Origin of the sequence: Corynebacterium sp. MSK297, assembly GCF_030232885.1 — a bacterium.
Taxonomy (GTDB): domain Bacteria; phylum Actinomycetota; class Actinomycetes; order Mycobacteriales; family Mycobacteriaceae; genus Corynebacterium.
Genome location: NZ_JASPGD010000007.1, coordinates 75,418 through 87,590, shown reverse-complemented (window position 1 = coordinate 87,590; position 12,173 = coordinate 75,418). Strand labels below are relative to the sequence as shown.

Below are 12,173 nucleotides of genomic sequence, written 5' to 3'. Positions count from 1 at the left end.
CTTCATGAAGTTTGAAGAGTGCCTAGCTAATGCGGAAATTGATATCAACAAACGTCTAATTGAATCGTTAGAGCGAGAAAAACTGGTAACACCAGCCTTGACTCCTGAGGAACGGTTAAAGATTAGTGGAATGCGCCCTTGGGATGTATTAAAGATGCTTAGGGATAATTCCCGACTTAACGTTCCGACAAATAATATCCAGCGTACGATTCAGGAGTTACGCGACGGTATTCGGGGACTTGCTTTAGCTCGGCAGGGGCGGGACGAACGCTGGGCAAATATGCTTTTGACGAAAACCAATTCATCGTCACCTTTCCAGGACCTGGTTGAAGCTTGTCTAAACCGATGTCGGGGTTACGATTACACAGCCTCAGCCCTCCTAGCGAAATTTGAGCAATTGGTTACGGATGGGCACCATGCTCATCCCTGTGCAAAAACTTGTCTTGGGCTTGGCGCTGATTATCGATTCGTTCTACCAGAGCAAATCGAACAATTAGAACTTCGATTTCTAGCGGCTGATCAGTCTCTAGTCGAAGAAACCGGGGTGGGTATTCAACAGGCTTTATCCGAGACACTGCCAGAGATGGCTTCACGAATTCACGACGAACTTAGAGAACTAGGCTTGGAGAATTTTCTTGTTATTCCGGTGCATCCCTGGCAATTAGAGAATGTTATTCTTGAAGAATTTGCTAAAGAATTCAGGACACGCCAATTGGTTGTCTTGGATTCGGTGGCCAATGCAGAACCTTTAATGTCTGTGCGTACGTTCCGAGTAACCCATGGAAATGGGAGTGTGCATATTAAGGTTGCACTTGAAGCGCAGCTTACTGGCGCAATAAGGGGATTCTCGCCTACTGCAGCCCTCGGTCCAGATATTAAAAACATATTTGATGTTGCAATGACGGCTAATGGAGGTATTATTCCGCGGACTCAAGATGATGATAAGGCCTTCAGTACTGGCGAAGATTTAGCTGCCATCCGTTATTCGGGAACATCTGGATTACGAGAGCGTTGTCTAGGGGCGCTAATTCGGAAGGATCCGACTTCTGGATGCTTAGAAAAAGATATTGCAATGCCAGTGGCCGCGCTGTTTGCGACTAACCCCCTGACCGGACGGAAAGTGATTGATGATATATTCATCGAATTAAAGAACCAGAGCGCTCCTGGAATGGAGAAAATCAGCTTAATTACTGAATGGACCCGACAGCTCTGCGATATATTGGTTGCACCCGTAGTTTCTATGCTCGCAGTGTGGGGAATTTCTGTCGAGGCCCATCAACAGAATACAGTTCTCATTTTGAGAAACAATTTTCCTCATAAGGTTATTGTTCGAGACTTTGGAGGCGTGCGGATTTTCCCCAAAGGCGATCTTTCTCTGTTCCCTGACCTGGCTCAGTATTTTGAGCGCCTGTCATCTACGTCTTTGGTGGTCGACGACATCAGAAAGCTCGTAAATAAAGCTATATACCCTCTTATTTCTAATCTGTTTGAAGAGTTTGTTGTAAAGCTAAATCTAAAGAAAGACGAGGCTGAGCAAATATGGACGATCCTTGCGTCATGTGTCGAGCGCGTTCGTTTTCGTCTCGTATCTAACGGACAAATTTTAGGCAAAAGATCTCACAATTTCCGGCAACAAGTCTTTGAAACAATTCAAGATGGAAAACTCCCAGTAAAAAGGCTCCTTGGAATGCGACTGTCAGGAGCCGTCCGAGAGCAGGAGTATGTTTATACTAAAAATCCATTGGACATAAACAAGATTCCAATCGCAACACAGCTCAGGGCTGGAAAGGAAACTATTATGTCCGCCAAAATCGTCGTAGACGACAGATTGCGGGCGGCAGCTCAAATTGAAGGAATATCAACTTCTGAGTTTGGGAAGATCGAGGCTGATGTTCGCAACGCGATCGATTGCTTGGCCCAGGTTTCCCATTTAACAGAAAAACGTATTCGAGCACATCAACAACGACAGATGGTGATAGGGCAGCAAGATTCATCGTTCTGGTCGTATCTTCAGAGTAAGCCAGCACAACTTTCGGGAGCATATGCGGACAAATTAGCTGTTAGTGGCCATAATGTTCATCCGTTAGCGAAGCTCCGACGTGGATTCAGCGTAGAAGACTCATGGCTATACGGGCCGGAGAATGATTCAGTCGTTGATCTGGTTCTGTTAGCAGTCCAACGTGATCTGATTGCCCATTCCTGCATTAGTGTTGAATCCGGGATTTTTGACTACTATCCAAACTTGATTCGCCTTGCGAAAGACATTGTGGCAAAGGATTTTCCAGTTGATCATCATAAGTACGACATAATTTTCGTTCACCCGTGGCAGTATAAATCTGTCATCATAGACAACTTTAAAAACGAGATTGATGCTGGTTTAATTAAAATTATTGAGCCTTGTGTATTACCTGTTCACCCGACGATTTCATTGCGTACCGGGATTCCACACGTTCCAGACGAATTTGGACGACGCCCGATGGTTAAAACGGCAATCGATATTGTGGCAACCTCCACACGCAGATCGATTTCTCAAGACTCTGCTTTGGGTACGCCTGTTATGAGTGGTGCTATTGTTGACCTGGTACAAAACGTTTTGGCTCAATATCCCGAAAACCACCGCCCAAAAGTTAAGGTACTCCCAGAGTTTTCTGGAACCGCTTATAACGGGCCCCGCCACAGTCCAACGGTCCAACGCGGGTTGTCCACACTTCTTCGACGTAGCCCTGAAGACGTGCTTGGTAAAGAAGAATTTGTTATTGGCGCCAATACGTTGAGAGGGGTTCCCGAAACGCTCGATCCGGCGCTGTCGGGTCTGATCGGAAAACACCCGGAGAGATGGCTTAAAGACTATTCGTTCGATCTTCTCGGTACCGTGCTACCTATGATGTGGTTGTATGGCGTGGCTCTTGAAGCTCATCTACAGAACACCCTCGTACGCGCTAAAACATCCAATATCGGAGTCGAATACATGGGGATAGCCTTAAGAGATTTTTCAGGAATACGAATACTTAGGTCTCGGTGGGAAGCGTGTGTTCCGGATGTTGCTTTAAGGCCACGGGCTGTAACAGTTACCGAGAATGTCGAAGATTTTAGATCAAAAGGAATATATGCAGCGATATCAGGAAACCTTGATGGAATTGTCGCAGAACTAGCTAAAATCACATCAACATCCGAAAAATATTACTGGAATATTGTTAAGGAAGTTTTAGGAAATCTTTGTCAGTTTTGGAGAGGAAAAATCCCCGACGGTGATTTATCTTTCCTTTTGTCACCTGTCATGGCCCAAAAATCATTTCTCCGTATGGCGTTAGATCCTTCGAAGGGTGATTCCTATATCATGGTGCCTAATCCTTTAGCCAGGAAGGTTGATTTAGGGGATTTTGAACAAAATGAATAAAGGCGGAGATTCTGAGACAGCGATTCGACTTATTCTGTTTACTTCAGTATTATCTCGATTCGCTGGGGCAGCAGAGCTAGTCCTTCTGAACTGGTGGGTGATAGTGGCTACTGGTCAGGCCGCAATGGTTGGTTTTGCTGTGATGGCGCGGTTGCTACCGCTTTTGTTGGCCGCACCTCTCTTATCAAAGCTAGCTGATCGTATAGCCCCTTTAAACATCTTAGCGTTTGCACTTTGGTGTGGAACGCTTTGTACGATGCTTATTGCCTACGTTATTCGGGTCCACGGTGACAGCCTCTATTCCTTTCAGATTATAATATTAATATTAGTGCTACGCTCTATAATCTTGTCCCCAGAGCCTGCGCTTAGGCAACTCGCAATTGCAAAACTGGTTCCGTCTGACAGGCTTGTCCCAGAAATGGCAAGGTTGTCTACGATTTTGACACTTTGTCTTATACTTGGTCCGGCAGCTTCGGGGGTATTTCTTAGTTCCGGTGGGGTAGGGGCTGGTTTGGTTGCTATATCTTTCACATATCTTGTTTCTGCAGTTATTTCTATTTTTGCATTGAGGCAGTCGAGAAAGTATATAGGGGAGGATTTGCCGGAGGGTCGAGATGATGCTGGGAGAATGACATTATTTCGAGATATAAAGATGATTTTGGGTGAGAAGAATTTGTCCCGCCAGATTTTACTCGCGACTGGGCCGATGTTCGCTATTTTTCCATATACAGCAATGATCCCGGTAATATTCGCAGATGATTTTAAACTGCCCCCTGGAGTTGCTGCTGCTGTTGGTTCCTGCGCGGCAGCAGCCGGTGCTGTTTGTTCGGCAACTCTCCTGAGGAGATCCCCTCCAGTGCATGTGGACAGATCTTCGTGGAGATCGGCGGTTGGCGTTTCGTTTCCCATAATGTTGGCAGCATGCGTCTATCTCTTTGCTAAGAACCTTATTGCGTTGTCTATCATCTTTGTAGTAATAGGTGCGGTTGGCCAGCGTTATCGAACTCTAAATCGAAGCGCGGTGTTACTCGCAACCCCAGAGTCGAAACGTGGTATGGTTCTTGGCGTTGCTTCGGTCGACCGAGTGCTCATTCCCCTCGGAACGTTTGTTTTTGGAGTTATTGCCGATTTATTTGGCGTTTTCACCATGCTAATGGGGATGGCATCGGCAAATCTCGGGCTGATCTTGTTAATATACCTATTTTTTACAGACAAAAATGTTATCAAAGTATAGTGGAAACGTATATCGTTTGAGTGTAGTTCCCGATATGAAATTCTGTCTTCGAAATTTGATGTTGGCTGGTACGCAACCCATCATTGCTGCAATCTTGAGCACAAGGAAGTGTACTCGACGAAGAAACTCATGCCATCGCGGACCATGCTTAGTTTTGACGTAAAAAGTAAAGTGGCATGATAGGAGATGCTTGTTTTATGAGCACTGCACAATACGATGCGTCCCCGGCAGCGCGCGCTGCGGCTGTACTATGAGGTGGTCGCTGAGGATGGCGCCACCAAGTCCGGGACCCACCGCAAGATCGGCCGCATGCTCGATATCAAGCCGGTAACCTTGCACAATTGGATTCGTAAGGCGGAAGCTGCTGAAGTCGAAGCCACAACTCAGGCCGAACAGGAAAAAGACGCCGAACTCAACCAGCTTCGTCGCGAGAACAAGCAATTGAAGCAAACTAATGAGGGTGTGAAGTTGGCGTCGGATTTTTCGCCCAAGCACAGCTCGACTGCAAACTAAAATAATCGTTGGTTTCTTATGTGAGCACCGGCACTTATTTTGTATTGAGTGGATGTGTTGGGTTCTCCAGGACCGCGAGCACGAAATCGCCGCTCGCACCTATTATCGCCACCTCTGCAGGGGACTTGGGCTCACAAACCCAGTGCAATTCACAGAGGGGTAAACGAAAATTGCAGAAATGCTCGGTTTGTCAACGGTAATCAGGAACAAATTTTTAGAAATCCTATACATGCCCAGCAATTCCATGTAATGTGAGTGATTAACATCATAGCAGGGAGGTAATATGGTGGCTATCTATAAAGAAACATGCTTGCAGTTTTAGTGTTGAGCATGGCTGCTGCGCAACAAGAGGCGATGGGCCAAGAATCTAATGGTCGAGCCCCGCAAGAATTTGAGATCGAATCGGGAAAACATTTGGGATACGTCCGGGGGTGCCGATTGATGGAGTTATCCTATGCTAAATAGTTTCAGGTTTTATTGGAGACAAGCCCCAATCCGAGTGATCTGCACTGTCGTTGTGGCGCTAGCGCTGCTTGTTGGGGCAGCATACGTTGCCTCAACAACGCAAGACTCGCATGGAGTCGACACTACGACAGACGTAGCGTCTATAGACTACGGAAAGATTTTGCGATCGTATCACTCTGAGAATGAATGTAATACAAAGGCTAATTATTACAACGACCACGGGTGGTACCACATGAAAGTCTATTGTTTGTACAACTACGAAGAGGATAATGGCATATGGTTTCTGATGGAGCAGTGACCTTGCGAGAAGAGCTAACGCAGACTAGCCCGTTACAGGAGGCGCTGCAGTATAGCCAGAAAACCATTACCAAACGCGCATTTGCACTGGAAGACGAGTGGAAACGCACGCCACCTGTGGAGGGCTTCTCCGAAGAAAATTTCTATTCGCGTGCAAATCTATTACTGGTGCGCGATGCTGGAATTTCTAAGCATGATCTTTATCTTTATATCGCAGCGGGTGGTTTCCGTGCGCACAGTGATGCCTTCTGGTATTTCGGTTCTCATTTGGAAAAAGACCATCGTGTTGTGGTCGATTCTTTGCTCTGTTCACCGAGTCTAGAATCGATGCTTAATATCCACGTCGCCGTAAGATACTTGGACAAAGAGTTTATGCTGAATTTCATCGAGGATATGTGGAACGGGGAACCCTTCGGTATGTAGAATTTTGAACCAAGTCGTAGCCGGGTTGAGCAGTTATTAGTTCAAGGCCATAGCCTTGTCTATTGTGTTCGTTCGTCAAGCAGGTGGACTTTTTTAATAACAGCGTTGTAAGTTTGGTGTATCGACACAGAGATATGCTGCTGGCCGGGGCCGGTCGGTATCGACGAGCGGCTCTGGGTTTAGTCTTGATGCAGGAAGGCGAGGACATGAGTGACGACGGGCTCTTTGAGGCGGAAGAAACCGGCCTCACCGGCCGTGCAAAACGTGAATTCTCGCAACCAAAGCCGCTGGACAAGCATGGCCCTGCCACGATCATCTCGATGTGTAATCAGAAGGGGGGCGTTGGCAAGACCACCACGACCATTAACTTGGGTGCCTGTATCGCAGAGCATGGGCGTAAAGTCCTGTTGGTTGACTTGGACCCGCAAGGGGCATTGTCTGCGGGTTTGGGTATTTCGCATGACCGTTTAGAAGACACCATCTATGACGTCATGTTGGACAACCACACCAGCATCCACTCCGCAATTTTGCATACCGATACCGCAAACCTTGATGTAGTTCCTGCGAATATTGACCTTTCTGCTGCTGAAATCCAGATGGTCAACGAAGTTGGTCGTGAGCACACTCTGGCCCGTGCGCTGCGTCCGGTAATGCGGGATTACGACTTCATCATCATCGACTGCCAGCCGTCCTTGGGCTTGTTGACGGTTAACGCGCTTGCCTGTTCACACGGCGTGATTATTCCAATGGAATGTGAATACTTCTCCCTGCGTGGTTTGGCGCTGTTGACCGATACCGTCGAAAAAGTCTCTGAACGCATCAACTTTGACCTGGAAGTTCTGGGAATTCTGGTCACGATGTTCGACCGACGCACCAAACACGCGAGGGAAGTGATGGACCGCGTTGTCGAGGTGTTTGATGAGAAAGTCTTCGATACCGTGATCACACGCACCGTCCGCTTCCCAGAGACCTCCGTGGCTGGCGAGCCAATCACGAGCTGGGCACCGAGTTCACAAGCCACCCAGCAGTATCGAACCTTGGCGCTGGAAGTCATGGAGCGCACCGCTAACGCTCAAGCATGACGCATATTCACGCTGCACAGACTCGCACCGCGCAGCACGAACAGGGCAAACCGGCAAACCAAGAACAACCAGAGATCACTGGTTTTCGCCTGGCTTTGGCGAATTTCGAGGGGCCTTTTGACTTGCTGCTGCAGCTTATCCATTCGAAAAAAATGGATATTACAGACATCGCTCTGCACGAGGTCACCGACGAATTTTTAGCGTATACTCGTTTTCTTGATTCCAGCGCAGGCCTGGACGAGCGCACAGAATTCCTCGTGGTGGCAGCAACCTTGCTGGACCTGAAGGCAGCGCGTTTGCTTCCCCGTGGAGAAGTCGACGACGAAGAAGATCTCGCACTGCTGGAATCGCGGGACCTCTTGTTCGCCCGGTTGCTGCAATACCGCGCATACAAACAAGTTGCCGAGTTATTTGCAGACTGGCAGCGCAACGCACAGCAACGATACCCACGGGCCGTGGCCATCGAAGAACGTTTCGCGCAATTGCTACCTCCGTTGCACCTGGGGCATAGCCCGGAATCGTTCGCGGAATTAGCCGCGGGAGTATTTCGCCCGAAACCTCCCGAGGAAGTCGGCACTGATCACGTACATCGCGTAGCCGTTTCAGTTCCCGAACAAGCAGGTGTGATGCTGAACTCGCTGAAACTGCTCGGGGCCAGTGAGTGGACAACGTTTGCTGCCTTAACCCGTGATTGTCCGGATACCATGCACATCGTGGGGCGTTTTTTGGCACTACTAGAGCTGTACAAGGCGCGCGCGGTGGATACAGAACAACCTGAAGCGTTAGAAAAACTGTCTGTGGCATGGACTGGCTTGGATGTGGATCCAGCCGTCGTTGGTGCGGCAAACTGGGAATAAGGTGGGAAAAAATACCAATGCCTGTCAATAAGAGCGGTTGTCGGCGAAAATAGGTGACTGTGAGAATAGGCGACTGTGAGAATGGGTGCTAGCAAGAATAGGCGTAAAGGAACAGGATGAATATGGACGATAGCACGGGGCAATCTAGGGATCTGCCACTGATTTCTCAGCTGCGCAGCCAGTTAGAGTCCATCTTGCTCGTCATTGATGCTCCGGCGAGTACTGCGCACCTGGCTCGAGCACTCGGCGTCGCTAAGTCCGAGGTCGTTGCACTGTTGGAAGAAATTCGTGATGAATTCGACAGTCGTGGTTCGGGGATGCAGCTGCGGGAGAACGCAGAAGGCTGGCGTTTGTATACCCGCACTGCAAACGCCACCCCCGTCGAGGAATTTCTGCTTGATGGAAGCCAGACCAAGCTCTCTCGTGCCGCGCTAGAAACCCTGGCTGTCATTGCATACCGACAACCGGTGACTAGGGCTCAGGTCTCGGCCGTCCGTGGGGTCAACGTCGACGGTGTTATGCGCACGCTGGCAATTCGCGGTATGATTCGCGAGGTTGAGGCAAGTCAGCATCCCGAGCTCACGGAGGAGACGTCCAGCACAGCCCGTTTCTATGTCACCACCGAGCTGTTTTTGGAACAATTGGGCATAGATTCTCTCGCTGCACTGCCTGATCTTGCGCCATTGCTGCCAGAACTCGACAGCATTGACGACCAATTTTAACCCGGCAGACGACAACAGCTTAAAGGACCGTGATCACCGTGACCGAAAACCACAGTAAAGCAACCGCAGAATCCATTGCCCAAGATTTAGGCGCGGACTGGATTTTTGCCGATGAACCGACCAACGGCCAAGACAATGATGCAGGCTATGAAGCCGTGCGGCTCCAGAAAGTGCTGTCCCAGGCAGGCGTGGCCTCACGTCGGCACTCGGAAATCTTGATTCGTGACGGGCGTGTGCAAGTCAACGGCAAGACGATCACGAAACAAGGCGTGAAGGTTGACCCTTCGCGCGATATCATTCACGTCGACGGTGCCCGAATCAACGTGGATGAGGAAAAAGCCTATTACGTGCTGAACAAGCCACGTGGCGTGCAATCCACCATGTCGGACGAGATGGGCCGGCGTTGCGTCGGCGATCTGGTCGTCGGCAAGTTGGATGCTGGCGAAAGGCTGTTCCATGTCGGGCGTTTGGATGCCGACACCGAAGGTTTGCTGATTCTGACTAACGACGGCGAGCTGGCGAATCGCCTGATGCACCCGAAATACGAGGTATCGAAGACCTACCTGGCGGAAGTGCTCGGTGAGGCAGGTCCGAAGCTGATTTCTACGCTGCGCGAAGGCGTGGAGCTGGAAGACGGTATGTCGAAAGCGGATTTCGTCCGCGTCATCGACAAAAACCAAGGTTATTCGCTGGTGCAGGTGGAACTCCACGAAGGCCGCAAGCACATCGTGCGCCGCATGCTAAAAGAAGCCGGCTACCCGGTCCAGCGCCTAGTGCGTACTAAGGTGCACACGGTGCAGCTTGGCGAACAAAAGCCCGGCGTCTTGCGGGCATTGAATGCCTCGGAGCTGACTTCGCTGTATAAAGCAGTGGGCATGTAGAAAACGCTGGCAGTTGATACACAGCTAATATGCAGTTAATACACACAGAGCAGACAGAAACGATAGAAACGAATTTATGATTACGAATATGCCTGACGACGGCCTACTGGTTGCCGTCGACGGACCTTCCGGAACAGGGAAATCTTCCACCTGCCGCGCGCTCGCGAAACAACTGGACGCTAAATACCTGGATACCGGTGCGATGTATCGAGTAGCCACGCTCGCCGTGCTGCGCGCTCAGGTAGACCCGCTCGATAGTTATGCGGTCATTGAGGCGACACGCGATCTGCCGATCGAGATTAGCGATGACCCGGAATCCAGCGCGGTGCTTCTCGACGGTGAGGATGTCTCGGAACCGATCCGCGGACAAGCCGTGACGACGCATGTCTCTTCCGTCTCTGCCATCCCGGAGGTCCGGGAAAACTTGGTGCAACTGCAGCGTGAGCTCGCTTTTGCCGCCCACCGCGTGATTGTCGAAGGCCGTGATATCGGCACCGTCGTGCTGGGAGATGCGCCGACGAAGATTTTTCTCACTGCCTCTGCGGAAATCCGCGCGCAGCGCCGGCATGACCAAAACCTGGCGGCAGGCCGGGAATCGTCGTTTTCTGCGGTGCTTGCCGACGTCCAACGTCGCGATGCAGCCGATTCCGCGCGTGCTGCCTCGCCGCTGCGCCCAGCTGATGATGCGGTGCTGGTTGATACCTCGGAACTGTCGCTGGAGGAAGTCCAACAGCGCATTATCGATATTATCCAGGGCGTATACTTGACCAATTCTGGTGCGCCGAACAACCGAGACGATTTTGTCACTGAATTTCGAGACTATACCGGCGACGATTTCGACGAGACGGAGTTTTCTGCCGGTGATGACGAACAGCGCGACGGCGAGCCAGACTGGGACGAACTCGAAGAAGAATTCCTGTCCGCGCTTGGCAGCACCCAAGTAGAAGAAGCCCTGTGCACCGTAGCGATCGTGGGACGGCCTAACGTGGGCAAGTCCTCGCTGACGAACCGCTTCTTGGGCCGTCGTGAAGCAGTCGTCGAAGACGTGCCAGGTGTCACTCGCGACCGGAACTCGTACTTAGCCGAATGGGCAAACCAGCGTTTTTGGGTGCAAGATACCGGTGGTTGGGACTCCAACGTGAAAGGCCTCAACGCGCATATCGCACGCCAGGCCGAAGTCGCGATGGACACCGCGGATGTCATCATTTTCGTTGTCGATACTCGCGTCGGTGCCACCGAGACCGATGTGATGATGGCGCGCAAGCTGCAGCGTTCGAAAGTGCCGGTGCTGCTGGTGGCCAATAAATTTGACTCGCCGCAGCAATACGCTGACCTCTCGTTGTTCTACAGCCTGGGCTTGGGCGATCCTTGGCCAGTGTCGGCCCTGCACGGCAATGGTTCTGCTGACGTTCTCGATGAGATGCTCAAGCTGTTCCCAGAAACCCCACGCCAGACCTCGATTACCTCGGGTCCACGCAAAGTTGCCTTGGTGGGAAAGCCGAACGTCGGCAAGTCCTCACTGCTCAACAAGTTTGCGAACGAAGAGCGCTCCGTGGTGGACAAGGTCGCCGGCACCACCGTGGACCCGGTGGACTCCCTCGTGCAGCTCGACGAGCAGATGTGGCGCTTTATCGATACCGCAGGTCTGCGCAAAAAGGTGAAGAATGCGCAAGGCCATGAGTATTACGCGTCGTTGCGTACCCGCGGGGTGATTGATGCTGCGGAAGTCTGCGTATTGCTGGTTGACGCTTCCGAACCAATCAGTGAGCAAGACCAGCGCGTGCTGGCGATGATCCTAGAATCCGGAAAAGCACTGGTACTCGCCCTCAACAAGTGGGACCTGATGGAAGAAGAACGCCGCTTCCTACTGGAGCGCGAGCTCGACGAGCAGCTGCGGCATATTCCATGGGCCACGCGTGTGAACATCTCCGCCAAGACCGGCCGGGCGCTGAACAAGCTAGAACCAGCGATGATCGCGGCGTTGGAAAGCTGGGACAAACGCGTGACCACTGGCCAGTTAAATAACTGGATACGCGAAGCCATCGCAGCGAACCCGCCGCCGATGAAAAACAACCGTTTGCCCAAGGTGTTGTTTGCCACTCAGGCCGGCACGCAACCACCGACAATCGTGCTGTTTACCACCGGATTCTTGGATGCCGGTTACCGGCGTTACCTAGAGCGGAAATTCCGGGAACGCTTCGGATTCCACGGCACACCAGTGCGCATCGCTGTTCGTGTGCGTGAGCGCAAGCCTAAGCGGAAGTAACTGTAATGAACACTGGCCGAGCACTAGCAACCAACA

Annotated in this window: 9 protein-coding genes; all 9 read left to right on the top strand. The window is 51.0% G+C overall.

Going from position 1 to position 12,173, the window contains the following annotated elements:
• Window positions 1-4: 4 nt before the first annotated feature.
• The 9 genes from QP888_RS08185 to der all read left to right on the top strand — a co-directional run bounded on the left by QP888_RS08185 (window position 5) and on the right by der (window position 12,137).
• Window positions 5-3,397: an IucA/IucC family protein gene (locus QP888_RS08185; protein WP_284813042.1), complete on the top strand. Its 3,393-nt coding sequence runs from the start codon at window positions 5-7 to the stop codon at window positions 3,395-3,397.
• Window positions 3,390-4,631, top strand: a complete 1,242-nt coding sequence (locus QP888_RS08180) for an MFS transporter (RefSeq protein ID WP_284813041.1) — start codon at window positions 3,390-3,392, stop codon at window positions 4,629-4,631. The genes QP888_RS08185 and QP888_RS08180 overlap by 8 nt, the downstream gene beginning before the upstream one ends.
• A 216-nt stretch (window positions 4,632-4,847) precedes the next feature.
• Window positions 4,848-5,144 carry a transposase gene (locus QP888_RS08175; RefSeq protein ID WP_284813040.1) on the top strand — a complete coding sequence of 99 codons (297 nt, stop codon included), beginning with the start codon at window positions 4,848-4,850 and terminating at the stop codon, window positions 5,142-5,144.
• A 741-nt stretch (window positions 5,145-5,885) separates the two neighbouring features.
• Window positions 5,886-6,329 carry a hypothetical protein gene (locus QP888_RS08170; protein WP_284813039.1) on the top strand — a complete coding sequence of 148 codons (444 nt, stop codon included), beginning with the start codon at window positions 5,886-5,888 and terminating at the stop codon, window positions 6,327-6,329.
• Window positions 6,330-6,535: 206 nt separating this feature from the next.
• Window positions 6,536-7,411 (top strand): ParA family protein, encoded by an 876-nt coding sequence (locus QP888_RS08165; protein WP_284813037.1) that lies wholly within the window; start codon window positions 6,536-6,538, stop codon window positions 7,409-7,411.
• On the top strand, window positions 7,408-8,268 hold the full coding sequence (locus tag QP888_RS08160) for a segregation and condensation protein A (RefSeq protein WP_284813036.1): 861 nt from the start codon (window positions 7,408-7,410) through the stop codon (window positions 8,266-8,268). Before QP888_RS08165 ends, QP888_RS08160 begins: the two co-directional genes overlap by 4 nt.
• 122 nt (window positions 8,269-8,390) lie before the next feature.
• Entirely contained in the window at window positions 8,391-8,990 is a 600-nt protein-coding gene (gene scpB, locus QP888_RS08155; RefSeq protein ID WP_284813035.1) for an SMC-Scp complex subunit ScpB, read from the top strand.
• A 29-nt stretch (window positions 8,991-9,019) separates the two neighbouring features.
• Window positions 9,020-9,871, top strand: a complete 852-nt coding sequence (locus tag QP888_RS08150) for a pseudouridine synthase (RefSeq protein ID WP_284813034.1) — start codon at window positions 9,020-9,022, stop codon at window positions 9,869-9,871.
• A 76-nt stretch (window positions 9,872-9,947) separates the two neighbouring features.
• On the top strand, window positions 9,948-12,137 hold the full coding sequence (der, locus tag QP888_RS08145) for a bifunctional cytidylate kinase/GTPase Der (RefSeq protein WP_284813033.1): 2,190 nt from the start codon (window positions 9,948-9,950) through the stop codon (window positions 12,135-12,137).
• Window positions 12,138-12,173: the final 36 nt, after the last annotated feature.